Below are 24,939 nucleotides of genomic sequence, written 5' to 3'. Positions count from 1 at the left end.
ACGCGAATCGGCCCCCTCCGGTGCGGAGGGGGCCGATGTCGCGAACGTCGAGAATCAGGCAGCGTCCTTCTCGCTGGACCGCTTGCTGCCACCGGTGGACTTCTTGGCGGAGCCGCCGGAGGTGCCGGCCGATGACGAGGTGTCGCCGGACTTGTCCGACACCGACTTCAGCGAAGTCGCCTGGCGGGCCGAGCCGGACTTGCCCGGCTCGACCTTGTTGCCGTCACTGAGATCGGTTGCGCCGTTGCTGCTTTGGTCGCCGGAGGCGGCCGGGGTGGTGTCCGAGGAGTCCTTGACCGGCTCGGTTGCGGGCGCCGCGGACTTGACGGTCGCAGCCTTGGTCGCGGCCGCGCTGGCCTGCGCCCCGCCCGGCAGCGCGCCGACGATCGCGTTGACGATGTCGGTCACCGAGTTCTTGACGAAGTCGACGCCGGCCTTGGCGACCAGCGCCACGCCGCCGGCGATCGCCTTGACGATCGTGGGCAGGTCCAGGGTCTTGACCGCCTGAAGGACGTTGTAGATGGCGGTCTGCGGGGCGACGATCAGACTGCGGGTATTGACGAAGAGCTGGGTGGCCAGGCCCGGAGTCTGGCTGACCGGGATACCGGCATAGCTGACCAGCGTCCAGCCGTCTTGGGGGTTACCGGTGATGACGACCTGCTCGGTGTTGCCCAGCGGATGGCTGAGCAGCAGCGGAATATCCGGGTTGTTGACGTTCATCATCGTCCAGATCATGATCGTCGCGCCGTGCGAGAAGATGACCGGATCGGTGCCGCCGTTGGCGATGACCGAGGCCAGCGCGCCGTTGACGCGGGCTTCGAACTCGTTTCCGCCCTCGCCGAGCGGGATGGGCAGCGAGCGCAGGCCCAGGGTCCAGGTCAGCGGGATCAGGAAGTAGAAGATGCGACCGATGCCGCTGTCGATCGGGTCGCCCTCGAAGATGCCGGCGCTGATCTCGTTGAAGCCCGCGTTAGCGGTGGCCACCTGATGGGTGATGCCCAGCATCGGCGCCGCGGTCTGCGCGGTGCGGACCATGGTGGAGGTGTAGACGCTGGAGAAGCCGGCGTTGGCCAGGCTCTGGGCGATGCCCTGGGCCTGCTGCACGCCCAGCGTGGTGAGGTTCGGGCCAGGGACCTGGGTGTCGATACCGGCGCCGGGCACGTTGCCTTCGGACTGTGCGTGCCGGACGAAGGTCACGGTGACCGAGTCGGCCGCCCACGCCGGCAGTGCCGACGTGACGAAGAGAGCGACGGCCGCCAGGGCCGTCATGACCGCTGTGAGGGCTCGGCGCGGCATCAGCGCGCCGCCTGTCTGATCTCGCATCCATACTCCATCTGTGACCCCCAGTGTGTGGTTGCTCACAGTCGTCGCCGACTGTGCGCCCCGACACTGTACAAGATCGGAAATGTGTCTACCGAATGTTCGTCCACCGACACGGTGGCCGCATTCGGCGACCGTGGGGTATCGGGAAACTAACGATCTCGTAGTTTCTCGGCATCGACCCTCGTAACCCGCGCCCACCCGTGGTGTCGTGGATGGAGTGATGTCATCTGTGTGGGTCCGCACCGCCCGAGTCGCGGCGGTCGCGGCCGTGTCGTGCATGTTCGTCATCGGGTTGCCCTCGGCTGCCGCTGCGCCGTCCTACGACTCCCAGGGTTACGTCGACTCCACGGCACGGTGTGCCGCGTCCGAGACCGCCGTCCTTTTCGGTAGCACCGAGACCTCCCGGGTGGCGATCTGCAAGGACTCCGGCGGGCAGTACGAGTACCGCGGGGTGCGGGTGCGCGACGGCGCCAAGCTGATCCTGTCGGCGTCGGCCTACGGCAGCGGCGCCTATGACGCGGAGAACGACGGCATCACCTATCTCGTCGACTCGAAGTCACTGACGGTGAACTCCAACGGCAAGACGATCCGCAGCGAGTCGTGGGTGGACTTCCACGGGCCGCAGGCGCCGAAGTCGACGACGACCAGTTCTGCGCCGAGCACGTCCGGGACCGCCACGCCGACGACGTCGGCCACGCCCACTTCCACCACGCCCACTTCCACCGCGCCCACTTCCACCACGCCGACGTCGACCACGCCGTTGCCGCCGCCGCTGCCCGCCGAGGTGGGCGGAAGCCGGTAAGCGGCGCGCACTCAAAAACCACGATGATTCCAATCGGCCGGGCCCGGCGCCCGCCGCGGGCTTCCTCGCGCAGCTCCCCGAAAACCCACTGCACCAGCGGGTTTGTGGACCGCGATCCAGCGTGGCCGGCACGGGCCGAGCGGGCGACGCACGTGCACCGACTCTTTCGAGTTGACCTCGCTCCGCGATGGGCTTGAATTTGTTGTACGCGAGTAGAAGAGGAGTGTCGGGCATGGTGTTACGTGTCGTTCCCGAAGGACTGGCGGCAGCCTCGGCGGGAGTGGAAGCGCTTGCGGCACGACTGGCTGCCGCGCACGCGCAGACCGCCCCGGTGATCTCCGCAGTGACACCGCCGGCGATCGACCCCGTGTCGCTGCAGACCGCAACCGATTTCAGCGCGCGAGGCACCCAGCACGCGGCGATCACGTTGCAGGGCGTCGTCGAGTTGACCCGCGCCGGAGCCGGAGTGGCTGAGACCGGCGTCAGCTATGCGACCAGTGACGCCGCCATCGCATCGTCGTACGTGTTCCCTGCCTGAGGATGACCGCCCCGGTCTGGATGGCCTCGCCACCGGAGATTCATTCCGCGCTGCTGAGCAGCGGCGCCGGTCCAGGACCGCTGCTGGCCGCCGCCGCGGCGTGGACCTCGCTGAGCGCTGAATACGATTCGGCGGCAGCAGAACTCACCCAGCTACTGGCGTCGGTTCAGGCCGGTGCCTGGGAGGGCCCCAGCGCCGAGGCGTTCCTGGCGGCCAACGTGCCGTACCTGGCCTGGCTGGTGCAGACGAGCGTCGACTCCGCGGCCGCCGCCGCGGCGCACGAGACCGCCGCGGCGGCCTACACGGCGGCGCTGGCGGCGATGCCCACACTCGCCGAGATCGCTGCCAACCATGCGACTCACGGCGTCTTGCTGGCCACGAATTTCCTCGGTATCAACACGATTCCGATCACGCTCAATGAAGCCGACTACGTGCGGATGTGGGTGCAGGCCGCCACCACGATGTCGACCTATCAGGTAGTGGCGAGTGCCGCCGCGGCGGCGACACCCCAAACCACCCAGGCACCGCAGATTCTGGCGGCCGAGACCGCTGATCCATTGAGCACGCTGCAGGGCATCGTGCAGCAGATCTTTGCCATCCCGGTAAAGTTCTTGCAGCAGGTCTTCTCACTGTTCGGGTGGACCTGGGATCCTGTCGCCGGCACGATCAACGGAGTCCCCTACGCCGACATCCCCCTCGGGAGCGGTCCGATCTACTGGATCACCAGGCTCTTCCTCTACGCGCAGGAATTCCAGAACCTGTTCCAAACGCTGCTGACGAACCCGCTTGCCATCTTCCAGGCGATCGGAAGCGCCTCGCCGGCCACGATTGCGGCTTACCTTTCGTTGCACCCAGTCCTGGCCATCGCGCTAGGCGTATCACCGTTACTGGCATCAACACTGCTGTCGGTGGTCCCCGCGGCAGCCGCCGGCGCCATCGTCGGAGGGGTGCTCGGCGGGCTCGCGGCCATGCCCACCGACATTCCCGCCGACGCGCCATCGCCCGCACCGGCGCCGGTTCCCGCCGCGGGTAACCAGTTGCCGGCCGCGGGGATCGCCCCCACCGTGGCCGGTGCCGGATCCGCGGCGGCACCCGCACCGGCGGCGTCGGCCGCCGGGTCGGCAGCCAGTCCCGCACCGCCGCCTCCCCCACCGGCCACCGGGGCCGGCTTCTTCCCGCCCTACGCCATCGTCGGGCCGCCGCCCGCCATCGGATTCGATTCGGGTACAAAGACCAGGACCACCGCGAGCGCATCCGCGCGGGCCTCGGAGGCAGCGGCCGCCGCGGCCGTGGCTGCCGAAGCGGCACGGCGCAAGCGTCGCGCGCGCCGGCGCCAGACCACTCCGCAGACCGGCCACGCCGACGCGTACATGGACGTCGAGGTTGATCCGGAATGGGAAGCGCCACAGCAGGACAGCGGGCCGGCCCCCACCACTGCGGCGTCCGGACGCGGCGCCGGACCGATCGGGCTCAGCGGGACCCTGCCCAAGACCGCGGCCGAGGCCGCCGGTGTCACCACCCTGGCGGGCGGCTCGTTCGGCAGCGGCCCCACGGTCCCGATGGTGCCGCAGACCTGGAATGCCGATACGCCGCAGGGGCCGCCGGCCCAGCCCGCGGACCGCGATGACGAGGACCGACGCTAGTCGGTCTTGAGGCTGACCAGCGCCGCTGCCGGATCGCCGAGGGTGCGTTGGCCCGTCACGACATCGACCTGGTACAGCGTTCCCGTCCATGCGAAAGGCGGCTGGTAGCCGTCGCAGACGCCGATCCCCTCGTCATAGCCGGGTCGCAGCTGAGTGCCACCGATCTGCCAGACGAACGGTAGGTGATTGGAGCTCAAGCCGGTCGCCGCCACCTGTCCGTCGATGATCGCCTCGACCCGGGTTCCGCCGCCGGATTGCGGCGCCAGTCGGCACCCGAGCCGATGGCGGCCACCGCCAACGGCTGGGGTGCCGACGGTGACGGTGTCGCCCAGGATGACCACTGTCACCGTCAGCCGGCCACCGGTGACGTACGCGACCAAGCCCGCGATGCGGTCCCCTAAAGCGAACAGCACGCCGTCGCTGCCGCTGTCAGCGACCTCGACGTCGGCGCTCACCTCGGCGCCTGCCACGAGCGAGGGAAGCACCTCGTCACTCACCGGACCACCGGCCGGATAGATCACCGTGTGCGAGCGAGGCGGATAGTCCGGCGGCACCAGGCGCCCGAACCGTGCGATCAGCGAGTCGGCCAGTGGCAGAACGTTGTTACGTTCAGCTTCGGACAACCACTGCCGGGCAAGGGATTCCACGATATCCGGGTGCGCGTCGGCGACGTCGTGCGCCTCGGAGAAGTCCTCGTCGAGCCGGAACAGTGACCACCGGTCGGAGTCGAAGTCCCGGCTGCCGGTGAGAAGTTCCTCTTCGTCGACGACGCCGCCGGAGACGTGGTCGGTGGTCGCCTTCCAGCCTTGACTGACGATCGATCGCGAGCCCAGCATCTCGAAGTACTGCGTCGAGCGGGGGTCGGGCGCGTCCGGATCAGTGAACGTCGCCAACGCGCTCGCCCCGTCGAGCCCGACCGGCTGCTCGATTCCACACGCCTCCAACACCGTTGGCATCACGTCGATCGCATGCGTGAACTGGCCGCGGACCCGGCCACCCTGCGCGCCGATGACACGGGGCCAGTGTGCGATCAGCGGCACGCGGGTCCCGCCCAGCCACGAGTAGCGCTTCCACAACCGGAACGGGGTGTTACCCGCCCATGCCCATCCCCATGCGTAGTGGGGGTAGGTGTTCGGGCCGCCCCAGTCGGCGAGGTGAGCCAGGCTGGTCGCGACGTCACCCCGGATGCCATGAGCGAACAGGTGTTCGTTGACCGTGCCGGAGACCCCGCCTTCCGCACTGGCTCCGTTGTCGGAGAGCAACAGGATCAGCGTGTCGTCGTAGACACCGAGGTGCCGCAGAGCGTCGAGCAGCCTGCCGATCTGGGCGTCGGTATGGGAGAGGAAACCGGCGAAAACTTCGAGCATGCGCGCGTACACCCGCCGCTCATCGCTGCTGAGGTCTGCCCAGGCCGGAACCCACGACGGCCGAGCCGTCAATGTCGTGGTGCGGGGCACCACACCGGTGGCGACCTGGCGGGCGAACACCTCCTCGCGCCAGCGATCCCAGCCCTGGTCGAAGCGGCCGGCATAAGCGTCGGCCCAGGATGCGGGCACGTGATGCGGCGCGTGCATAGCCCCGGGCGCGAAGTAGGTGAAGAACGGCTTGCCAGGAGCGGACTCCTGCTGATTGACCACCATACGGATCGCCTGGTCGGCGAGATCCTCGGTCAGGTGATAACCCTGGGCCGGCGTCTTGGGCGCAACAATCGACGAATTGTCACGGACCAGCCGCGGCGCCCACTGATTGGTGTCGCCGCCGAGGAAGCCGTAGTACCGTTCGAAACCCAGCCCCAGCGGCCATCTTTCGAAAGGCCCGGCGTCGCCGAGTTCGTAACGGGGTGCCAGATGCCACTTACCGAACGCCATGGTGCTCCAGCCCGCGTCGCGCAACACTCTCGGCAGGGTGGGAGTCGACGGCGGAATTCGGCCCGAGTAGCCCGGCAGGTCGGTGGGGAGGTCGGTGAGCATCCCCATCCCGACCGCATGGTGATTGCGCCCGGTCAACAACGCCGCACGGGTCGGCGAGCACAGCGCGGTGACGTGAAACCTGTTGTACCGAAGTCCGTCTGATGCCAGCTTATCGATGTTGGGCGTAGCGATGTCGGATCCGAAGCACCCCAGCTGACCGAAACCGAGATCATCGAGAACGATCATCAGGACGTTGGGAGCGCCGCTGGGGGCCCTCATCCCAGACCGGCCCGCTCCCCGACCGCTGACGTCGGCCATCCCACGTCGGGCACCTGGCTCAACTGGACCTGTTCTGCCACAACACCTTCCAGCGACAGCGGATGCAGTGACGTCACGGCAGCCAGTTGGCGGCCATCCTGGACCACCAGCGTCGGCAGGTCGGCGGGTGAGCCGTCCTCACTGCGGATTGCCGCCGCCGCGGCCAGCTTCGGCCGCTGCACGGTCCCGGTGATCTGCACCGCCGTCCAAACCTCGGACGACGGGTAAGCCCGGATCTCGGCCAGCGTGCTGCCCAGATCCTCGCCGACGGTGACGCCATAGGCGGTCAGGTATCCCTGCGTACCGTCCTGCACGGAACGCCAGCGTTCCTGGGGAACCGGCCCCAGCAGGTCCGGGATGTCCAGGTCGGTGGTGTTCACCGACCAACCCAGTTCACGAAGGTGGTCGGCGAGCCGGCGCAGGACGGTCTCCGCCGTCTCACGCAGCGGCAGATCGGCTGAGCGTGCCTGCAGTGCAACCAGATTGGCTGTCGCCGACAGGGTTAACGTCACCCAGGTGGTCCGCCCGGATGCGGTGTCGCGGCTGGTGAGCCGAACCGCATCGGCGCGCACTCCGTAGCGGTCGAGGTAACCGGCGATCAGCGACAGCGGGATCTCGTCGTGCGCCCCGGGAGCCAGTCGCAGCGCGACCGTGGTCCGGGCGTCGGTGAGCGGCGCGGGTTGATGCGTCGATGGCCGGCGTCCCCGAACCAGCAGGGCGATTCGGCCCGCGACCACCGAGGTGAGGTGCCGGCCCCGCCACCAGGCCAGCAGAACCACGGCGAGGACCACGCCGACGCCGAGCACCCAGCGGTCATGGGCGGTGCGCCACGGATAAGCCAGCACGGCGGGGATCACGGCCAGCGCCACCAGGGTGATCCGGCCCGGACCGGGCAGGGCGATTCGAGACCGCAACGCGCTCATCGGGTGGTGTCCTTTCGTCGATTCGCGGTGAACGCGACCACGGCAACCGCGGCAGCCAGAACCGCCGTCCCGGCCAGCGCGATGGTGCGCGGAGTGTGGTTCTCAACCGGCTGTGGCGCCGGTGCGGCAATCTGTTCGCGGGCCGCGACCTGCGGGGCGGGCAGCTGCCAGGTGAGGGCGGCCACCGGGTCAACCGTCCCGGCGCCCACCAGCGTCGAGGGTGAACGCGCACCCCGATGGGCGGTCGCGGTCAGCCGTTCGACGACCTGCGGCGCGCTCAGTTGCGGGAACCGGCTGCGCACCAGCGCAGCCACGCCGGAGACATAGGCGGCCGAGAAACTGGTGCCACTGAGCGGGGTGAGCTTTCCCCGATCGGTGGGCGCACCGTTGGCCAGGCCGTCGCCGCTGTTGCTCAGTGAGAGCACGTTCTCGCCGGGAGCGGCCAGCCCCAGCCATGGGCCGGACATCGTGAACGTCGACGGCTGACCGTCGGCGGCGACCGAGCCGACCGACAACACGTAGGGCTGCCACCACGAAGGCACCGATACCGTGGTGACTCCAGCCCAGTCGCCCTGGTTGGACTGGCATGCAGTGCCCGCCGTCAGCCCGACGGGCCCCGAATTGCCGGCGGCCGCGACGATCACGACGTCCTTGTCGACGGCCGCGTAACGCAGCGCCGCACCGAGCAGGGACTGGTCGGGGCCGCTGCCTGCGGGCAGGCAGATCACCGACGAGATGTTGATGACCCGCGCGCCGAGGTCGGCCGCCCGCACCACAGCCCTTGCCAGACTGGAGATTTCAGCCGCCGCACGCGCGGCCGTCGGATCGTCACCGGGGATGCGTGGCCCGAACTTGTCCGATGTCTGCCGAATGGACACCAGCCGTGCGGCGGGCGCCACTCCGGAGAACCCGTCGGGGCCCGGCCGGCCGGCGATCAGGCCGGCGACCGCGGTGCCGTGCCCGTCGCAATCGGCCAGGCCGTCGCCGGCGCCGATGTAGTCGCCGCCGCCGGACAGATCGGGCAGCCGCGGGCCGGGCTGTACACCGGTGTCGATGACGGCGACGGTCTGGCCCTCACCGCGGGAGAACTGCCAGGCACTCTGCAGGTCCAGCGCGCGCTGCGCGGGTGCCGGGGTCGCCACGTCGGTGCCCTGGATCAGACCGGTCGTCTCGCACTCGAGGCGCTGCACCAGAGGTATCGCCGATCCGGTGGTGCCTGGCGGCGGCACCGCGGAGGCGTCGACCTGAGGCGGGTCCACTCCCCACGCGGGCGGGGCGCAGAGTACCGGCAGTGCGGCAGCGAGAAGCGCTGCCGCCCAACGGTTGAGAACTGCTGTCATCGATTGAGGACCCAGTCGAAGAGGCCGACGACGTAGACGATCACCGGGATCAGCGAGGCATCGAAGCCGGCTGCGACGAAGCCCAGCCCACGGCGGACGGGCAACGAGTAGCTGTCGGGATCGGCGAGACCGGGGTTGGCGGCCACCACCCACCAGGCGGCGACCAGCGCCGCGAGCACCGCCACGGTCACCAGTGCTCCGACATAGCGGCCCTGCACGGCGAAGACAGCCAGCAGCGAGAGGGTCAGCAGTGCCGGCTGGGCCAGCAGCCACGCCTTGTCGGCGGCGGTGTCCCAGATCCGGGCCCGCAGCACCGCCGCGGCACTGGTGGCCAGGACCAGATACCACGCCCACGGCCCGGGCTGGCCGAGCCCGACGACGCCGAACGACCCGATCACCGAGAGCAGCACAGCCCCGGCGATGAAACCGGTCTGATGGGCCTCGCTGATCCGGACCCGGCGGGGAAGGTCCTTGAGCACCTGCAGCGGCGGCGCGGTCGGCGCCGGGTCGCCGGGAGCCGGGATCACCGGAAGCGGGAAGCGGGCCCACAGCGCCGACAGCGGGGCGGCTTGGATGGTCACCAGCAGCGCCACCGCGATCACGATGGCGCCCAGGGTGAGCAGCGGCAGATGCCACAGCACGGCGGCGGCCGAGGCCACCAGCAGGCCGGCCCCGACCACGGTGGTGGCGGTGAAGAAGGCCAGCCCGTCCTCGCCGATGATCGTGTTCAGCAACGACCAGGCGGCGAACCCGGCGGCGGCGAGTAGAACGTGGGACCAACCGAACGGCCCGGGTACGACCAGCGCAAGCGCAGCCGTGATGGGGGCCAGAGCAACACCCGACAGCAGCAGCGATGCGCGACGGGCCCGCGCGGTCAGCAGCAGGCTCGCCACGACGACGACGGCGGCCAGCGCGCCGAGGACATATCCACCCACCGGCGTGCCCGATGCGAGGCGGTACCCCACCGCCAGGCCGGTGAGCGCCAGCACGAGGGCGACCGTGCCTGCCGAGGCCGCTCGCCGGATGTGATCAGGTCCCCAGGGCTGCTTACGCGCCTCCGAGAAGATCACCGCAGCGTCGGCGATGTCTTCGACGATGCCCGGCGCAGCGGGACCCGCCGGAATGGGCTGCAACGCAAGTAGATCCCCGTCCACCACGCCCACCGTGTCAAGGCTGGCGTCAAGGCTGAACGGCGCCCCGCCGATCGGGGCCAGGGTCAACCGTGCCGGTGCGGCCGTCTCGGCCTGTTCGACGTCGTCGCCAGTGTGGGCCAGCCGTTCGACCGCAGGCAGGATCTCGCGCAGCGGGACCTCCGCGGGCAGCGAGATCTCGGTGATCCGATGGCCGGCAAGCACGGCAACGCGGACCACCGGCAGTACCGGTGTCACCAGGGTCTCAGTCATGATTGGCTATCTCTTTTCAGTGAACGAGTTCTCGGAACAATCCGGCGCCGGAGAACCAGCGCCCTTCGGGCAGGGTGGCGGCCAGCGTGTCGACGGCCCGGGCGATCGCCGCGGGGGATCCCGGGGTGAACGTCGAGATCCATTCGCCGTCGTCTGCCTTGTCGGGCGTGACGAGGACGCGGCCGTACTCGCAGTCGACGACGGCGACTCCGACCGGACTGGTGGTGGTGCTGCCGTCGCGGTTCTGGCCCGAGACGATCTCGACGTAGCTGCGCGGCCCCGCGAACACCGCGCTCACCATCTCCCGGGCGGCGCGCGGGATCCCGAGATAGTCCATCACCGTTGACAGTTCGGCACCGGCGCGCAGTTGTGCGTCCGCCCGAGCGCCGACCCGGGCCGGAATCCGGAAGTCGGGAAACGACGCCGGTGGGCGGTTCTCCAATCCGACGGTCAGCACCGGAACCAATGCGGCCGCATCGTGGATGGCCATCTCGGTGAAGGTGATCAGCTGCGCGTTGCGCAGCGCCACCACCACGTGCTCACCGCGTCGGGCGATGATCCCCCGCAGCAGGTCACCGCTACCGTTTCGGGTTGACACACAGCGCATCTCGTACCACTGCTCGGGGTGGCACACCACCCGTATCCAGTCGGCCACCGCAGGCTCCAGTGGCACGTCGTCGGGACGGACCGGGTGCGGGGGCGTAGTCACCCCGAGCACCCAGGGGAACGTCCCCGCACCGACCGCCTCGGCGATGAACCAGGCTGCCTCGACCGAGAGTTCAGCCGCGTTGGGCGAACTCACCTGCTCAGCCCCACTTGGCGCCTTCGGCCTGGTCGCGGGCCTGCATCGACAGGGTGTTGGACTCATGCGTCGAGGCCATCGCCCGGTAGGCCGTCACCAGCTCGTCCAGCGCCTGATTCCACTGGACCTGCCAGGCCTGGTAGGTCAACCCGGTGTCACCCTGCCAGGCGCCACGCAGCGCCGCCTGCTCGGCAGCGATGTCGCCGCCGATCGCCTGCAGCGTGCCCGCATAGCCGGCCATATCGGCGGCGTGCCCGAGCATCGCCGGGTAGTTGTAAGCGATCTGGGACATCAGAAACCTCCGTAAGTTGCGGCGGCGGCCGAGTCGGCGGCCACATAGGTGCCGCCCGCCTCACCGAGGTTGGCCTGGGCCAGGTCGAGCAGGGTGTTGATCTTGGCGGCGGCTTCGACGAACCGGGCGTGGGAGACCTGGAACGCGGCCGAGGCCTCGCCGATGTGGAACGCCTGTGCGGCAACGGCTTCCTGCTCGGCTTGGGCGATGGTGGACCGCAGCAGCGCGGTCTTGGCGCCGAACGCCGATTCCGAGGCGATCAGCTGGGGGATGTGGGCATCAAGCAGACTCATGACGGGTATCTCCGATCGGGGACTGGTGAAGGACGGTTCGTCGGTCGATGGCGGTGGCGCAGATCAGGTGTGCCTCCTTGTCTGCGGTGATCACGGTCGGTGGTCCTCGCCACCCGAGACATGCTCGGCGACAAGGGGGTTGACGAGCTGGACGTAGGTCCCGGTGTCGCCGGCGGAATCGTCGTCGAGCAGCAGAGCCCGGCCCGCGGGCAGCCGGGCGAACCGGTGACCGCGGATCTTGGCGCCGTCGGCGGGGTTGCCCGACAACAGCAGGGTGGTCGCCTGCAGGTCGTTGAGACGGCGCAGCAGCGGGTTGGTCATCAGAGCGTGGGCCGAGCCGGTGGCCCGCGCGGTGACGATCACCCTTAGACCGAGATCGCCTGCCTGGGCCAGCAATCCCAGCAGCGGCGTCCACGGGCGCTGACCGGCGTAGGGACCGGTCACAGCGGGCACGTCGGGGATCTGGTCGATGTCGTCGATGATCAGGTAGTGCGTGTGCCCGGTGTAGGTCCAGCCGGTGAGCTCCTTGGCCGACGCCCCCGCCGGCGGCCGGCGGCCTTCCAGCAGGGCCGACAGTCCGAGGATCGCGGGCGTGATCCGGTCGACATTGGCGGTGTATTCGTTGTCTTCGAACAGCGGTTCCGCCACGAGGTGCAACCGCCGGTCCAGCACCGTGAACGCCACCCGGTCGGCGCTGGAGTTGTCGCGCACCGTGCGGATGACGTGCCGCAGGAAGGTGGTTTTGCCCGTCTTGCCGTCACCGAACACCGAGACCAGCGGGTTGGCGGCGAAGTCCAGGACGACGGGGCCCAGATCCTGTTCACGCTGCCCGATCACGATGCGTTCCACTCCGCGTGCAAGCGGTGCGACCGTGGCAGGCGCGAGGTCGGCGGGAAGCAGGCGCACCGGCGGTGCACTCAGTCCCGGATACCGCGCGTTGATCGCCTCGACGTATTCCGGCTGCGGCGCGGCGAACAGGAAGTGCTCGGCCCCGGTCGTCAGACCGCGGCCGGGCTGGTCGTGCGGAACACCGTCGGCCGGACGCCGGAGCTGGCCGGGGACGCGCACGTTGCTGTCGCGAGGATCGGTCAGGCGCAGCTCCAGGCGCAGGCCCAGTCCGTCGCGCATCGCCAGCGGCACCTCCAACCAGTTCGGCGTGGTCACGACGACGTGGATGCCATAGGCCAGCCCGCTGTTCGCGAGCTCGGTGACCTTGGCCAGCAACGGGTTACGCGTGTTGAACTGGTCAGTGTTGTCCCGGCTGAACCCGTAGAGGTTGTCGATCACCAGGAACACGTGGCCGTAGCCGTCGTCCCAGCGGCCGTCGACGGAGCCCGACCGCTGCCGGGCTTCCAGCAGCGCCTCGAGCTCACCGAAGGTCCTGCGGATGCGCTCGGCCTCCAGCGGCGAGGCCACACTGCCGACATGAGCCAGGCGCTCGACGTCGCGCAGCCTGCCGCCGCCGTAGTCCAGGCAGTAGAAGCTCACCTCACGGGGTGTATGCAGGGCGGCGGCCGACAGGATGAACGTCTGCAGGGCCGTCGACTTGCCCGACTTGGGCCCGCCATGGATGACCAGGTTGCCCGCGGCTGAACCGGCGTCGAAGATCAGCGGATCGCGCCGCATCTCGAACGGGCGGTCGATCTCACCGAGCGGCCAGCGCCATTGCCCGGCGGGCACACCCGCCGAATTCAGCACCGCACCAAGGGGAATGGTTTCCTCCAGCGGGGGCAGCCACAATGTGGGGGCGGACGGCCCGACCGCGGCGAGTTGCTCACCGATGGTGGTGATGAGCTTTCGGGGCGCCACCGGTAGCGCCTCCTCGACAGGCAGCACGATCACGTCCGGGTCGACGTCGACGTGCGAGGCGGTGAACAGGCGGGCTTCCGGGGCGGCGGGCAGCACCTTGGTCCTTGCCGCCGTGGGCGGTTCGTAGATCCCGTCGACGTAGGTGCTGCGGAACTTGATCGGATCCGCACCCGGATTGGGCACCAGGAAGCCGACGCCCTTGTGTTCCCTGCCCGACTCGATGTGGTAGGCGTCCTCGACTCCGATGACCTGGCGGGAGACCGCCGCGCTGGCGACCTTGAGACCGATGCGGTACGAGGTGTTCTTGTCGATGTCCTTGATCCTGCCGACGTCCAGCGTCTGCGACGCGAACAGGATGTGGATGCGGAACGAGCGGCCCTTGCGTGCCACGTAGTCGAAGAGTTCGGCGAACTCGGGGTACTCGGCGAGCATCAGGGTGAACTCGTCGGCGACGATGAACAGCGTCGGCAGCGGCGGAAGGTCGTAGCCTTCGGCCGTCTGGCGGGCGGCCTCGTACTCGGCGACCGAGCTGAATGCGCTGCCCTGGATCCGCCGGCCCGCTTCACGCAGGAGCGCTTCGCGGCGCGCCACTTCGCCGCGCAGTGTGTCGGCGAATCGATCTGCCAGTGAACGCTTTTCGGCCAGGTTCGAGATCACCGCGACGACCTGCGGGAAGTTGCGGAACACATCGGCGCCCGCCTCCCCCTTGAAGTCGGCGTAGATCACGATGAGGCGCTCGGCCGAATGGGTGGTCAGCAGCGACAGCAGGATTGACATGAGCGTCTGCGATTTGCCGGAGCCGGTCATACCGATCATCAGGCCGTGCGGACCCATCCCACCTTCGGCCTCGTCCTTGAGGTCGAAGAACAACGGCTCACCGTTGGCGGTCACGCCGATGGGGACGCGCAGTTCGTCGTCGCGACGGCGGGGCGCCCACAGCGTCGGAACGTCGAGAGCCGAGGCGTCGTCGATACCGAGCAAAGTAGTGAACGCGGCCCCGGTGGTGCCCGCCGAGCGAAGCCCGGCATGGGTGGGGTTGGAGTCCCAGCGAGACAGCCTGCGCGCCAGCTGATTCGCCTCGTGCGCCGGCAGGCTGTCGGCGTGCTCGACATAGGTCTGCCACCCGTCGGTGCCCCAGCGGTCGATGCGGCCCTCCCCCACCCGCAGGATCGGCCGTTCGGGATCCGGGTATTGGTCGCGACTGGGAGCGGCGTCGTCGAGGTGGATGACGGTGACACCGGCGAACCCCGCCGACAGCACCGAACCGGCGAGGTCGTACCCGGGTTCGTCGATGACGACGACCAGGTGGCGAAGGCCGGACTCCGAGCCGTCGAACACCGGCCTGCTGGCCAGTGCCGGTCCGACCTTGGCGGTCAGGCTGTCGACGTCGGCACTGAGATACCGGGCCGGTCCGACACCGTCGACCTCTCCCGGGATGTCGCTGTGCGGCAGCCATTTCAGCCACGACCAGTCGGCGGTGTCCAGATCCCGACTGGCCAGTGCGATGCCGAGCAGGCCGGGGTCATGCCAGGTGACCGCCTGCGCGATCCAGGACCGGACCGCAGCGCGGACCTCATCGGCGTCTCCGACCACGGTCAGCTTCGAGACCTTGGTCAGGTCGACGCCGACCGGCACGTCCGGGACGGTTCGCTGGGTGTCGAGCAGCCCGCGAAGCGCGCTGTGCGACACCGGCTCCAGATCGATCTCGTCGACGGAATCCTTCACCCGCAGCGGGGTCTGCAATTCGACGTCGCTGCGGCCGGTCCGCACCACGAGGAAGTCGCCGTCATGCGGGTCGCGCTCCCACTGGCGGCGCGATCCCGGAATCGCCGCGAGCGTTTCGGGTTCGGGATGGGACCACTGGGCGGCCGCGCGCTGATCGGCGGCCTGGGCGCGGACGTTGTCGCGGACCACCGAGAGGTAGCGCAAGTAGTCGGCGCGTTCGGCGTCGACCTCTTCGGTGCGAATCTTGTTGTCGGAGCCGCGATACAGCGCCGTGGCCGCGAGCAGCAGGACGAACGGGAAGAACAGGGTCTGCGCCGAGATGATCTTCATGCCGGTGGCGACCATCGCCACGATCATCCCGATGATCAGCGCGACGATCAGGTACGGCAGCACGCGGCGCAGCAACGACGGCGGCACCACCCTGGGCAGCTCCGGCGGCGGCTCGATGACGATCGCACCCTTGCGCACCTGCGGCGTGGGCAGGCGCCTGCGCGCCTCGAAGATGAGCCTGCTCATCGGTTCTCCGTCCCGGTGTAGGCGGCAAGGGCATCGGCCTGCGACAACGCAGGACCGGGGGTGAGCAGGGCGAGCACTGACCACGGGACCGGCAGCGGCGGCTGGGTCAGGCCCAGTGCGGCAACGGTTTTCTTGGTGCCGTCCTTAGCCGTCCCCCCGTCAATACCGAAACGCACACCGGTGTCGGAGACCCAGAACAGTGAGCCGGCGCTCGGCGATGCCGGCTGTTGACCGACGGTCTGGACGAAGTACCCGACCCCGGGTTTGAGCACCGCACGCTGCGCCCCGCCGGATCGCACGAGGTCGACACCGGGTGCATTCTGGCCGACCGGCAGGGTCCCGCCGGCCAGCAGGGTCTGCGAGCTCACGCTGGCGCCGTCCGGCTTGGCCCAGTGCAGGCAGGTGACCGGGGACGCCGAGGTGTCGACGATCTTCACCTCGCGGTCCGGGAAGGCCGCGGCGTCCAGCGCCCGTGACACCGGTGCGCGGGCGATGTCGTCGGCGGTGAGCTGCGGCGGCTGTGCGAACCCGTACGAGTTGCCGTTGCGCAGCACCGCGGCGAGCACCGGCGAGATCTCCTGCACACCGTCGGCGAGGACGGCGTAGAACACCGGCGCATTGTCCGGGCCGTATGCACTGACCACGCTGCCGACCGGTATCCCGGCGGGAAGTGCGTAGGCGGGTGGCTGGCCGGCGTCGGCGATGACGGGCTGGCTCAGCGGAGCGCTTTCCGGGATGGCGTTGAACAGTGCCGGCGAGATCGGCCGGGCGGCCGGGAGTTCGTTGCCCAGTCCCAGTGCGGAGGTCACCGACCGGTCGTTGAGGTCGATCGCGCTGCGGCGGCCGTTCCACAGCAACCACTTTCCGCTGCCGTTGTCGGCGAGGATGGCGGAGCCCGACTGCAGTGGTTTCGCGTGCTCGCCGTTCTCGACGAGCGGGCCGGCGATGACGGTCACCCCTGCCGCGGCCGGTGGGAGTCCCTCGCACACCGTCCAGTTCGCGTCGCGCGTCCCGTCTTGCACGATCCGTTCCGGGGCACCGGGTATGCCGATCGCCGGTCCACGCGACAGCGTGTCCAGGGCGGTGCTTCGCACGTCGGCCGGGTTGACCGGCTTGCCGACCGCGAGCCGCGCCGAGGTCAGGTTGAGCACCGGGTGCAGGACGTCGTTGACGCGCACGTACAGCGCTGCGCTGTCACGGTCGGCGAGCACGTCGTTGTTGCCCACCTCGCCGCCGGGCCTGATGACCGAGAACACGAAGCAGCCGATCAAGCCGGTCACCGCAAGCAGGACACCGGTCAGCACTGCCCTGGACTGGCCGCGCAGCGGGTCGACGAGCATCCGGGTGTCGTTGAGGGCGACGCCGGATGCGATGCGCCGCAACACGAATCGCCAGCCGGTGACCTGGTGGCGGGTGACGAACCCCCGCCGGTAGCTCACCCGGTCGGGGTTGGCGTTCACAGGTGTACGCGCCGTGAAGGATTGGCGGTCCTGCGGGTCGCGGGCCGGGCCCGTCATGCCGGCTCCGCCAAGCCCAGTCCGCGCAGCAACGGCCGCACGGCATTGACCACATCCGGGGCGGTGATCGTCATCAAATCCTCGTCGGTGAAGGCGCTGGAACCGGAATGCTCGGAGTGATCGAGGCGGAACTCGCGTTCCTCCTCGGAGCGTTCGACGACGTTGCGCACGAAGCGGCCGTTGCCGGCGACGTCGAGGCTGCGGCGCTCGACGCCGGCCGCATCGGGGGTGCTCGACGACGCCAAATGCGTGAACAGCGAACGGAGATCGTCCAATGCCGCTGCGTCGAAGACGCTGTCGCGTTGGCGGGCCATCGCGCTGGCGATCTCGACGAGTTCACCGGCGGTGTAGGACGGGAAGTCGATGCTGCGGGTGAACCGGGAACGCAGGCCCTCGTTGGTGTCCAGGAACCGGTCGAGGTCGGCGCGGTAGCCGGCGACGATCACCACCAGGCGGTCGCGGTCGTTCTCCATCCGCGCCAGCAGGGTGTCGATGGCCACCAGACCGAAGTCGTTCTTGGCCCCAGTGGCCACCAATGCGTAGGCCTCGTCGAGGAACAGCACCCCGTCCAGCGCGCTGTCGATGATGGCGTTGGTCTTGGCCTCGGTCTCACCGATGTGCTGACCGATCAGATCAGCCCGGTGCACCTCCTTGACGTTCTCCTTCTTCAACAGGCCCAGCCCGCAATAGATCTTGGCGACCACCCGGGCGATGGTGGTCTTACCGGTTCCCGGCGGGCCGGCGAAGACCAGATGGTGCGAACGCTGCGCAACCGTCAGACCACGCTCCTGGCGCAGCAGCGCCATGGCGACCGAACTCTTCAGCCGCGAAACCTGATCCTTGACCTCCTCCAGACCGATGAACTCGCCGAGCTGGCGCTCGGCTTCGGTCAGCAGGGTGGCTTTTCGCTCGTGTGCCCCCGGGTCGATGAAATCGTCCTCACCGGGTTCGGTGGCCGGGTCCCACGGGTCGCTGCGGGCCTCGATGCGGGCGGCCGTGGTGACGCTGATCCCGTAGGTGGGATCCAGCAGCGCGTGCTCGACCTCGGCGTTCTCCGGGTTCGCAGCGTAGAGGTCCTGCAGGGTGTCCTGCGCCTCGTCCTCCTCGCCCTGGGCACGCAGCGTCAACCCCTTGGCGAGCGCGCCGTCCACCGCCGCGACCTCGACCGGTCCGGACGGATCTTCCAGGTAGGACAGGGCGGGTGCGAACATCCCGAGGCGAGCCAGCGCGGTTCCCAGCGCGACTCTGACCGCGTGCCGGAACAGGTCGTCGGCCTCGGTGTCGTTGACGATCGGGGTGAGCAACCGGACCACATCGGACCACCGCTGCGCCCGGTAGTTGACCGCGACGGCCGCCCATCGGGCTTCCCGCGAGTCGGGTCTGCGCTCGGTGACGTCTGCGACCACCTCGGCCGCCTCGGCGAAGGCACCCCGGGACAACAGATCTCCCGCGTAGGCAAGATGAAAGTCATCGGGCCGGCTGGCCTGGAACGTCAGGTAGAGCCCGCTGTCGTAGCTGAACGTCAGGGCGCCGGCGTCGAGTTCGATGCGACGCTGCAGGGCCCCGGCGGTGTGCGCGGTGGCGGAGATCGCGTGGAGAACCTGCGGGGTCGTCTCCCCCGCGGCGGCCAGTCCCACCCAGGCATCGTTGTGGTCCTGCGCGATGCGGGTCAGCGCCGCGAAACCCGAACGGGCCGCGGTCAGGTCAGCGGGCCGGCGCCTGCCATACACCGACAGCCCCAATGCCTTGCAGCACGTGGCGAATCGGCTGACCAGGTCACCATCGACCTTCAGCGTCGGGCCCGTCGTGAGAATCTCAACAGCAGTAGTCATAGGCCATGCGCGGGCACGCTGACGCGCGCCCGCTTACTCCTCGGGATTGTCACTTGTTCCAGTTGCAAGAAGGTATCCAGATGTCGAGATCTGTGCACTACCGCCGATCGCCGAAGATCGACCATCGCGAAGGTCAATTACGCACTGCAACAACAATATTGATGCTATTGACGCGGTGTCAGTAATTATTGATCGCGGCGAGCAGAAGAGGTCGGAGCGTCGATCATCCACATCACCGAGCACCCGGCAGATACCCTGCGACGGTAGCGCGCGTCGACAGCACGCCGGAGGAGCACCATGTCATCTCTCACCTACTCGGTGGGCCGAACAGTCGCGGTCGGGCTCGGTGCCGGCGCAGTACTGCTCGCTGCCGCCGGACCCGCGGCGGCCGATCCGCCGCCCAACTGCACCTCCGCCGACCTGGCCGGCGTCATGTCCGGCGTCAGCTTCGCGTTGTCCGGCTATCTGTTCACCCATCCTGACGTCAACGACTTCTTCACCGGCCTCAAGGACCTGCCGATGGACCAGAAGCGGGCCGAGGCCAAGGCCTATCTCGATGCGAACCCGCAGGTGAAAGCGGAAGTTCAGGGCATCCGGCAGCCGTCGGTGGACTTCCACAACCGCTGTGACGTCCCCGTGCCGGTCGACATTGCCGGGCAGTAGCCGACTGCCGCTGGCCAGCGACTCTTCTGTCGGACATGCTTGACGGATGACAACCAGAGAATCCGACGAGGTGTCGGCGCCCGGCGATACCGTCGAGCCTCAGGCGGTCTTCGCGAACCTGGCCGACATCGTCTACCAGGGGTCGGGCTTGGATGACGTTCATCCGGCCATCTGCCTGGCGGCGACCATGATCGTTCCCGGCTGCGACCACGCCAGCATCCTGCTCAAACGCAAAGGCGACTACGTGACGGTGGCGGCCACCGATGAGGTCGCGCGGCGGGTGGACGACCTGGAGCGCGCGACCGGGGAAGGCCCCTGCGTGGACGCCATCGAGGAGGAATCCGCCCAGGTGGAGCCGGACCTGCACACCTTCAGCCAGTGGCCCACGCTGGCGAAGCGGCTGCTCGCGGACACACCGGTTCGCGGGATGATGGCGTTCCGCTTGATGGTCGACCAGCACAAGGTGGGCGCGCTCAACCTGTTCTCCGACACTCCGGGCGCATTCGACTCCTACGCCGCGGGCCGGGCGATCATCATGGCGTCATTCGCCAGCGTCGCGGCTGCCGCGGCCGCCCGCGGGGAGGACGCCGAGGGGCTGCGGTCCGCACTGTTGAGCAACCGCGAGATCGGCAAGGCCGTCGGCATGCTCATGGTGCTCAACGACATCGACGAACCGAGAGCGTTCGAGGTGCTGCGCCGCAGTTCGCAGGACTTCAACATCAAGCTGACCGATGTCGCCAAGGCCGTGATCGCCAGCCGCGGCAGGCCCCCCGCCGGCTGAGCCGCGCGCCGTCAGGGGTGATCGTGGTGGTCGCCGCCGGTGTGCAGCCCCATGTTCGTCACCGGTTCCGCGTGCGGGGTCTGGGCGGAATCGGTGTGCGTGGCTGTCGCCGCCGGCGGGAGGTCGTGGTGATGGCCCTGCAATCCGGACGCCAGGCCCACCGTAACCGCGACCGCCATCACAGAGTTGGCGCCGAGCAGGACCAGCGCTCGCCCGGTACCGGAAACCTGTTGTGCCCGAGAGCTTCTCAGCCAAGTCCACAATGCGCCCATGATCACGTAACACTGCAGCAGAAGCACGCAGATACCGGCTGCTTCCACCGCTTCGGGCTGACCGGCGTGCGGCCCGAACGGCATGCCGACCGTCCGTGAGACGATCCAGAGGCCCACAGAGCCGGCATTGACCGCGATGCCGGCGGCGAGTGCCACCGCCGTCGGACGCGACCAGGCCAGGAATCCCCAGATCAGCTGGAACACCGCGATCGAGGCGAAGAACACCCCGGAGACCGCCCAGTCCCGCCAGTGCGCAGGCGCGACGCCGAGATGGATGACGGCTGCGCCGATCGACGCGACCGCCGCGCAGCGCGCGGAGAGCCGGTTGTCGATCCTCATCGGATCCATGAAAGCCACGGGATCGACAGTGACACGGCCCCAGCGGTTGCGACGAGCAGGAACTCATAACGTTCGGGTGCCAGATCGACAACGCGGTCTGCGCAGCGGACCTCAGGTATCGCGGTGCCGGCGGTAGTGCCGGGCCACCCGGGTGCGGTTGGCGCAGATGTTCTGGGTGCAGAACTTCCGGCGCGCGTCGGTGGCGACGAACAGCATGCTGCAGGCGGGATTGTGGCACCGGCGTAGGCGGCCGAGGCCGGGCCCGGTCAGCAGGTCGATGAGGCTGTCGGCCACCACGGCAAGGGCGATGTCGTGGGGCTGGTCCGCGGGCGCCTGCCAGTTGGTCACGGCGGCCCATCCGGCGCTGGAGTGCTCGAGGCGCCGGATCGCCGTCGCCCGTGCGCTGACGTCGTTAACGGCCCGCACGGCGGCCGGGTCCTGGGTGGCGCCGGTGAGCTGTGCGTCGAGGATCTCCCGGACGGCGCGGCGCAATTCGACGGTGGGCTCGCGCGGCGGTACCGCGATCCCCTGCGGAAGCCGGTCGGCTTGGAGATTCCACCACCGTCGGCACATCGCGTCATCAGGTACGAGGTCGACCGGCGGATCCTGCACGGTGATCAAGGTGTCGGCGAGATCCACGGCCAGCGGCTCCCCCGCGACGAAGAAGCCGGCCGCCTGCGCGTCGGCGAGCCGCGTCTCGATGTCCACCCGACTAACGATAACAGCAACTTGACATCGTTAGTGCGTTCTGTGCATGCTGACTAACGTCAGTAATCAATTAATAGCGTTAGCACCCCAGAGAAGGATCCCGATGACCTCGCTCAACCTCCTGCACAGCGCCGACCGGCGACTCGTCACCCTGACCGCCTCGCTCGCGACCGCGGATCTCGACCTGCCGAGTCCCTGCACCGGCTGGAACGTACGGTCACTGCTCAGCCACACCGTCGCCTCGATCGACGCCTTCGCGTCCGGTGTCGACGGCCAGGGCGGGCCGACCGAGGAAGAACTGTTCAGCGGCGCGGACATCCTCGGCGCGACGCCGCTTGCGGTGGTCGAGAATTCGGTGCACCGTTCACACCATGCGTGGGCGACCGTCACCGACTGGCAGGCCCCGATTTCGACGGCGCTCGGTGTGATGCCCGCCGGGCAGGCCGTCGGCATCGTCACCTACTCCACGCTGATCCACAGCTGGGATCTCGCGGTCGCCCTCGACCGGCCCGTGGAGTTCGACGACGCCGAGGCCGAGTTGGCCGAAGCGGTCGGCTCTGCGCTGGTTCCGGCTCTGCGGCCGCAGAACCTCTTCGGTCCGGCGATCACCGCGGACACGGCCGCGACACCCACTCAGCGGGTGGTCGCCTTCGCCGGCCGGCACCCGCTGTGACGAACGGGAGCGGGGACGCCGCGGTGGGATTCCACAGCGGCGAACTCGCCGTCCAGAACCTGGCCGGAGTCGGTGCGCAGGCCGAGCGGCTGGCCCCCATGCTGGCCCGCGGTCAACTCCGCGGCGCGAGCACCGCCCTTCTGGCCAGCGCACAACTGGCCGTACTGACCGCCCGCGACGCCGAAGGCCGACTGTGGACGTCGCCGGTACTCGGCGACCCGGGTTTCCTCGCCGCCGTCAACCCGACCACGCTGCAGGTCGATGCCCGCATTGCCGACGCCGACCCGCTGCATGACATGCCGGCAGGCCAGCCCGCCGGCGTGATCGTCATCGACTTCGCCACCCGGCGACGCTGGCGCATCAACGGGGTGGTGAGTCCCACCCCGTCGGGGCTCGTGATCGAGGTCGACCAGTCGTACGGCAACTGCCCGAAGTACATCCACACCTCGATCACTCCGGATGGCGCGGCCGGCGCGGACCGCGAGCCGGTCTACACCGGGGAGGCGCTGCGGGCCGAGGACCGCAGGCTGATCCAACGGGCCGACACGTTCTTCCTCGGCACGACGCATCCGGTGTCGGGATCCGACGCATCGCACCGTGGCGGCCCGGCCGGTTTCGTGCTCGCCGCCCACGACCGGCTGTGGTTCCCCGACTATCCCGGCAACAACCTGTTCAACAGCCTGGGCAACATCGCCGTCGACCCGAGCGCAGCGCTGCTCTTCATCGACTTCGACACGGGGACAACGCTTCAGCTCTCCGGGCGGGCCGCACTCACATGGGATGACAGCGCGACTGCCGACGACATCATCACCGGCCGCGGCGTGAGCTTCACACCCGAGCGGGTGGTGGTGACGAGACTGCCGCGATAACGCGGCGAACTGCACAAACTTCAGTGGAGCTAAGAGGAATCGAACCCTGGCGTGGCAGATGGTATAGCTATCTCGTCTGGCCAAACGATGTAAAGCATGACGTGCGGCCGTACTTCGCTCGGCGAATCGCTAAAGCGATGCCCAGCATAGGCAGCCGGCGCCTCGGGGGACGGTGCGAAATCCATCTCCTCGTTGACGCCCTCCGAAGCTGGCGCACGGTGACAAAATTCGCGTTCGTCGGTTTCGGTAGGCGCACCGACCACCAATTTCGGGTGGACCACCGCTGGGCTTCTGCCAGCCCTACGCCAGAGCTGATGTGCAGTCTGGGCGGTAGCCCTGGCCTCGATAGCAGCGTGTCGAGCAGCTCAACAGAAACGGTTGAGCGGCCACGGCCACCGTTCGCATGCTGGAAGCCAGTGCCGAAGTGAAACGACGTCGGTTTCATCCTCGCGGGCGTGCCGCCCACCGGTAGATAATGCGTCGTACGCCACTGCCGTCACGACGTTAGCGAATTGGCCAAGACTAGACCCACTGTATTCGAGTGGTCCGCGTATGTAGGTGCGAACCACTTCGTACACGCCTGCACGCAGAATATCCGGAGATTCTGACCCATTTTGCGCCGAAAAGAGAAATCCGAATTCTCCGCCACGCTGCGCGAGAGCGGGTCGATTGAGAGAATCGAGCGTGCTGAATGCCCGCGCAGAAACCCTCTCGTCAATCTCGCTCCTATCCAAATAACCTGCAGTCATCTGTTGGCACACATCAAGATCCTCGACCACTCGGACCAAAAAGGCATCGAACAGGGCAGGGTCTTCGAGAACAAGCCCGCCAAACTCATCGGACACAAGGCCATATTCTTCGAACGATCTCGGCACCGGCCCCCCTATTGTTAGATGAGAAACAAGCTAACGATTACGGTTGCACTCCCCGCAAAGAAGGCGAGCTCCGCCAAAAAGAAGACAAGTTGGACCGAACCACTCTTCGACACATCCGCATCGTTGCCTTGCAACTTACTAATCATAAATTGATACCCGAGGAAAGATAGGAAGATGCACGCGAGCAGAAGAATGGCCGCGATCCGAATCGTACACAACACGTCACTTGATGGAGTTCCACGAGTGGCAAGACCGCCGACCAGTGCCAGCATGACTCCCGATGTGCTTGGCATGAGCTTGAATAGCTCACCGACAAAGTCCGTGGCTTTCGCGTCTGAACTCATTCTTGACCCCTGGCCCGACGAAGACGCGGTCCCGCGCAATCCGGGTGTGACATTAGCCCCACGAAGCGCTGCAGTAAACCGTTCACAGCAGCTCCACAGGCGGTAGCTGGAAGCTAACTAGTGTCTCGGGTCAGACCACTTGGAAAGCTTCAATTTCGTCCAACACGGTGATCGTCACTTGGATGATCAACGGACTATCCCAGTCCACATGGAGCACAAACTCGACCCCGCCAGTACCGCCCTCTGGATCGTGCGCTCCGATGTTTGTGACGTAGACATTGGCATCGCCCACGTGCGGTCGGCCTCGCTCGTCGAGCGGATCGGTGCCGGGTTGCCACTCGACGGCGGTAACGAGGACCGACGACGACTTGTTGATCGCATCCCAGTTGAAGTTCTTCTGCATCCGGCCTTGCTGATTCCGATAGATAA

Annotated in this window: 23 protein-coding genes; 7 read left to right on the top strand and 16 right to left on the bottom strand. The window is 68.2% G+C overall.

Going from position 1 to position 24,939, the window contains the following annotated elements; genetic code table 11:
* Positions 1-54: 54 nt before the first annotated feature.
* Positions 55-1,323, bottom strand: coding sequence for a histidine phosphatase family protein (locus HBE64_RS04180; RefSeq protein ID WP_167098075.1), 1,269 nt, complete (start codon positions 1,321-1,323; stop codon positions 55-57).
* Positions 1,324-1,543: 220 nt separating this feature from the next.
* On the opposite strand from HBE64_RS04180, the gene HBE64_RS04175 reads away from it, so the two are divergent.
* The 3 genes from HBE64_RS04175 (at position 1,544) to HBE64_RS04165 (ending at position 4,306) form a co-directional block, all read left to right on the top strand.
* On the top strand, positions 1,544-2,125 hold the full coding sequence (locus HBE64_RS04175) for a hypothetical protein (RefSeq protein WP_167098072.1): 582 nt from the start codon (positions 1,544-1,546) through the stop codon (positions 2,123-2,125).
* A gap of 232 nt (positions 2,126-2,357) precedes the next feature.
* Positions 2,358-2,663, top strand: a complete 306-nt coding sequence (locus HBE64_RS04170) for a PE family protein (protein ID WP_167098068.1) — start codon at positions 2,358-2,360, stop codon at positions 2,661-2,663.
* Positions 2,664-2,665: 2 nt separating this feature from the next.
* Positions 2,666-4,306 (top strand): PPE family protein, encoded by a 1,641-nt coding sequence (locus HBE64_RS04165; RefSeq protein ID WP_167098064.1) that lies wholly within the window; start codon positions 2,666-2,668, stop codon positions 4,304-4,306.
* On the opposite strand, the gene HBE64_RS04160 is transcribed toward HBE64_RS04165, so the two are convergent.
* From HBE64_RS04160 to eccA, 10 genes are all read right to left on the bottom strand, one after another.
* On the bottom strand, positions 4,303-6,495 hold the full coding sequence (locus HBE64_RS04160; RefSeq protein ID WP_167098061.1) for an arylsulfatase: 2,193 nt from the start codon (positions 6,493-6,495) through the stop codon (positions 4,303-4,305). The two genes, HBE64_RS04165 and HBE64_RS04160, sit on opposite strands and share 4 nt — an antisense overlap.
* Positions 6,492-7,457, bottom strand: a complete 966-nt coding sequence (gene eccE / locus HBE64_RS04155; protein WP_167098058.1) for a type VII secretion protein EccE — start codon at positions 7,455-7,457, stop codon at positions 6,492-6,494. Before eccE ends, HBE64_RS04160 begins: the two co-directional genes overlap by 4 nt.
* Positions 7,454-8,797, bottom strand: coding sequence for a type VII secretion-associated serine protease mycosin (gene mycP / locus HBE64_RS04150; RefSeq protein WP_167098055.1), 1,344 nt, complete (start codon positions 8,795-8,797; stop codon positions 7,454-7,456). Before mycP ends, eccE begins: the two co-directional genes overlap by 4 nt.
* Positions 8,794-10,200: a type VII secretion integral membrane protein EccD gene (gene eccD, locus HBE64_RS04145; RefSeq protein ID WP_305792205.1), complete on the bottom strand. Its 1,407-nt coding sequence runs from the start codon at positions 10,198-10,200 to the stop codon at positions 8,794-8,796. Before eccD ends, mycP begins: the two co-directional genes overlap by 4 nt.
* A gap of 16 nt (positions 10,201-10,216) precedes the next feature.
* Positions 10,217-11,002, bottom strand: coding sequence for an ESX secretion-associated protein EspG (locus tag HBE64_RS04140; RefSeq protein WP_243841487.1), 786 nt, complete (start codon positions 11,000-11,002; stop codon positions 10,217-10,219).
* 4 nt (positions 11,003-11,006) lie between these two features.
* Positions 11,007-11,294, bottom strand: coding sequence for a WXG100 family type VII secretion target (locus HBE64_RS04135; RefSeq protein WP_167098049.1), 288 nt, complete (start codon positions 11,292-11,294; stop codon positions 11,007-11,009).
* Complete coding sequence (locus HBE64_RS04130) at positions 11,294-11,587, bottom strand: type VII secretion protein EsxS (protein WP_167098046.1); 294 nt, start codon at positions 11,585-11,587, stop codon at positions 11,294-11,296. Before HBE64_RS04130 ends, HBE64_RS04135 begins: the two co-directional genes overlap by 1 nt.
* A gap of 90 nt (positions 11,588-11,677) precedes the next feature.
* Positions 11,678-15,637: a type VII secretion protein EccCa gene (gene eccCa, locus HBE64_RS04125; protein ID WP_167098043.1), complete on the bottom strand. Its 3,960-nt coding sequence runs from the start codon at positions 15,635-15,637 to the stop codon at positions 11,678-11,680.
* Positions 15,634-17,154, bottom strand: a complete 1,521-nt coding sequence (gene eccB, locus HBE64_RS04120; protein WP_167098040.1) for a type VII secretion protein EccB — start codon at positions 17,152-17,154, stop codon at positions 15,634-15,636. The genes eccCa and eccB overlap by 4 nt, the downstream gene beginning before the upstream one ends.
* Positions 17,151-18,986: a type VII secretion AAA-ATPase EccA gene (gene eccA, locus HBE64_RS04115; protein ID WP_167098037.1), complete on the bottom strand. Its 1,836-nt coding sequence runs from the start codon at positions 18,984-18,986 to the stop codon at positions 17,151-17,153. The genes eccB and eccA overlap by 4 nt, the downstream gene beginning before the upstream one ends.
* Before the next feature lie 297 nt (positions 18,987-19,283).
* Here eccA and HBE64_RS04110 point away from each other — a divergent pair, with 297 nt between their 5' ends.
* Both HBE64_RS04110 and HBE64_RS04105 read left to right on the top strand, forming a co-directional pair.
* Positions 19,284-19,649, top strand: coding sequence for a heme-binding protein (locus tag HBE64_RS04110; RefSeq protein WP_167098032.1), 366 nt, complete (start codon positions 19,284-19,286; stop codon positions 19,647-19,649).
* A gap of 46 nt (positions 19,650-19,695) precedes the next feature.
* Entirely contained in the window at positions 19,696-20,430 is a 735-nt protein-coding gene (locus tag HBE64_RS04105) for a GAF and ANTAR domain-containing protein (RefSeq protein ID WP_167098029.1), read from the top strand.
* 11 nt (positions 20,431-20,441) lie between these two features.
* On the opposite strand, the gene HBE64_RS04100 is transcribed toward HBE64_RS04105, so the two are convergent.
* Both HBE64_RS04100 and HBE64_RS04095 read right to left on the bottom strand, forming a co-directional pair.
* The gene (locus HBE64_RS04100) at positions 20,442-21,041 is read right to left on the bottom strand and encodes a hypothetical protein (protein ID WP_167098026.1); all 600 of its coding nucleotides are present in this window, start codon (positions 21,039-21,041) and stop codon (positions 20,442-20,444) included.
* A 111-nt stretch (positions 21,042-21,152) separates the two neighbouring features.
* Positions 21,153-21,749 carry an ABATE domain-containing protein gene (locus HBE64_RS04095; RefSeq protein WP_167098023.1) on the bottom strand — a complete coding sequence of 199 codons (597 nt, stop codon included), beginning with the start codon at positions 21,747-21,749 and terminating at the stop codon, positions 21,153-21,155.
* Positions 21,750-21,852: 103 nt separating this feature from the next.
* Between HBE64_RS04095 and HBE64_RS04090 the strand changes: the two genes are divergently transcribed.
* Together HBE64_RS04090 and HBE64_RS04085 are read left to right on the top strand one after the other, a co-directional pair.
* Positions 21,853-22,422, top strand: coding sequence for a TIGR03086 family metal-binding protein (locus HBE64_RS04090; RefSeq protein WP_167098020.1), 570 nt, complete (start codon positions 21,853-21,855; stop codon positions 22,420-22,422).
* Positions 22,419-23,291: a pyridoxamine 5'-phosphate oxidase family protein gene (locus HBE64_RS04085; RefSeq protein ID WP_243841486.1), complete on the top strand. Its 873-nt coding sequence runs from the start codon at positions 22,419-22,421 to the stop codon at positions 23,289-23,291. Before HBE64_RS04090 ends, HBE64_RS04085 begins: the two co-directional genes overlap by 4 nt.
* Before the next feature lie 365 nt (positions 23,292-23,656).
* Here the strand turns inward: HBE64_RS04085 and HBE64_RS04080 are convergent, their stop codons facing one another.
* The 3 genes from HBE64_RS04080 to HBE64_RS04070 form a co-directional block, all read right to left on the bottom strand.
* Complete coding sequence (locus HBE64_RS04080; protein ID WP_208300559.1) at positions 23,657-24,136, bottom strand: hypothetical protein; 480 nt, start codon at positions 24,134-24,136, stop codon at positions 23,657-23,659.
* Between the two features lie 44 nt (positions 24,137-24,180).
* Positions 24,181-24,510: a hypothetical protein gene (locus HBE64_RS04075; protein WP_167098013.1), complete on the bottom strand. Its 330-nt coding sequence runs from the start codon at positions 24,508-24,510 to the stop codon at positions 24,181-24,183.
* Positions 24,511-24,640: 130 nt separating this feature from the next.
* The gene (locus HBE64_RS04070) at positions 24,641-24,913 is read right to left on the bottom strand and encodes a hypothetical protein (RefSeq protein ID WP_208300558.1); all 273 of its coding nucleotides are present in this window, start codon (positions 24,911-24,913) and stop codon (positions 24,641-24,643) included.
* Between the last annotated feature and the right edge of the window lie 26 nt (positions 24,914-24,939).

The sequence above is a fragment of the Mycobacterium sp. DL592 genome (genome assembly GCF_011694515.1).
Lineage (GTDB): Bacteria > Actinomycetota > Actinomycetes > Mycobacteriales > Mycobacteriaceae > Mycobacterium.
The sequence above is the reverse complement of the archived record's forward strand: the minus strand, read 5'-3'. Positions and strand labels throughout refer to the sequence as shown.

Bases quoted from the DNA above. Each gene is read 5' to 3' on its own strand.
- HBE64_RS04165 (WP_167098064.1), top strand. From the start codon at position 2,666: ATGACCGCCCCGGTCTGGATGGCCTCGCCACCGGAGATTCATTCCGCG.
- HBE64_RS04105 (WP_167098029.1), top strand. From the start codon at position 19,696: ATGACAACCAGAGAATCCGACGAGGTGTCGGCGCCCGGCGATACCGTC.
- eccD (WP_305792205.1), bottom strand. From the start codon at position 10,200: ATGACTGAGACCCTGGTGACACCGGTACTGCCGGTGGTCCGCGTTGCC.
- HBE64_RS04170 (WP_167098068.1), top strand. From the start codon at position 2,358: ATGGTGTTACGTGTCGTTCCCGAAGGACTGGCGGCAGCCTCGGCGGGA.
- HBE64_RS04180 (WP_167098075.1), bottom strand. From the start codon at position 1,323: ATGCGAGATCAGACAGGCGGCGCGCTGATGCCGCGCCGAGCCCTCACA.
- HBE64_RS04135 (WP_167098049.1), bottom strand. From the start codon at position 11,294: ATGTCCCAGATCGCTTACAACTACCCGGCGATGCTCGGGCACGCCGCC.
- HBE64_RS04175 (WP_167098072.1), top strand. From the start codon at position 1,544: ATGTCATCTGTGTGGGTCCGCACCGCCCGAGTCGCGGCGGTCGCGGCC.
- eccE (WP_167098058.1), bottom strand. From the start codon at position 7,457: ATGAGCGCGTTGCGGTCTCGAATCGCCCTGCCCGGTCCGGGCCGGATC.
- eccB (WP_167098040.1), bottom strand. From the start codon at position 17,154: ATGACGGGCCCGGCCCGCGACCCGCAGGACCGCCAATCCTTCACGGCG.
- eccA (WP_167098037.1), bottom strand. From the start codon at position 18,986: ATGACTACTGCTGTTGAGATTCTCACGACGGGCCCGACGCTGAAGGTC.
- eccCa (WP_167098043.1), bottom strand. From the start codon at position 15,637: ATGAGCAGGCTCATCTTCGAGGCGCGCAGGCGCCTGCCCACGCCGCAG.
- HBE64_RS04070 (WP_208300558.1), bottom strand. From the start codon at position 24,913: ATGCAGAAGAACTTCAACTGGGATGCGATCAACAAGTCGTCGTCGGTC.
- HBE64_RS04110 (WP_167098032.1), top strand. From the start codon at position 19,284: ATGTCATCTCTCACCTACTCGGTGGGCCGAACAGTCGCGGTCGGGCTC.
- HBE64_RS04090 (WP_167098020.1), top strand. From the start codon at position 21,853: ATGACCTCGCTCAACCTCCTGCACAGCGCCGACCGGCGACTCGTCACC.
- HBE64_RS04075 (WP_167098013.1), bottom strand. From the start codon at position 24,510: ATGAGTTCAGACGCGAAAGCCACGGACTTTGTCGGTGAGCTATTCAAG.
- HBE64_RS04130 (WP_167098046.1), bottom strand. From the start codon at position 11,587: ATGAGTCTGCTTGATGCCCACATCCCCCAGCTGATCGCCTCGGAATCG.
- HBE64_RS04160 (WP_167098061.1), bottom strand. From the start codon at position 6,495: ATGAGGGCCCCCAGCGGCGCTCCCAACGTCCTGATGATCGTTCTCGAT.
- HBE64_RS04100 (WP_167098026.1), bottom strand. From the start codon at position 21,041: ATGAGGATCGACAACCGGCTCTCCGCGCGCTGCGCGGCGGTCGCGTCG.
- mycP (WP_167098055.1), bottom strand. From the start codon at position 8,797: ATGACAGCAGTTCTCAACCGTTGGGCGGCAGCGCTTCTCGCTGCCGCA.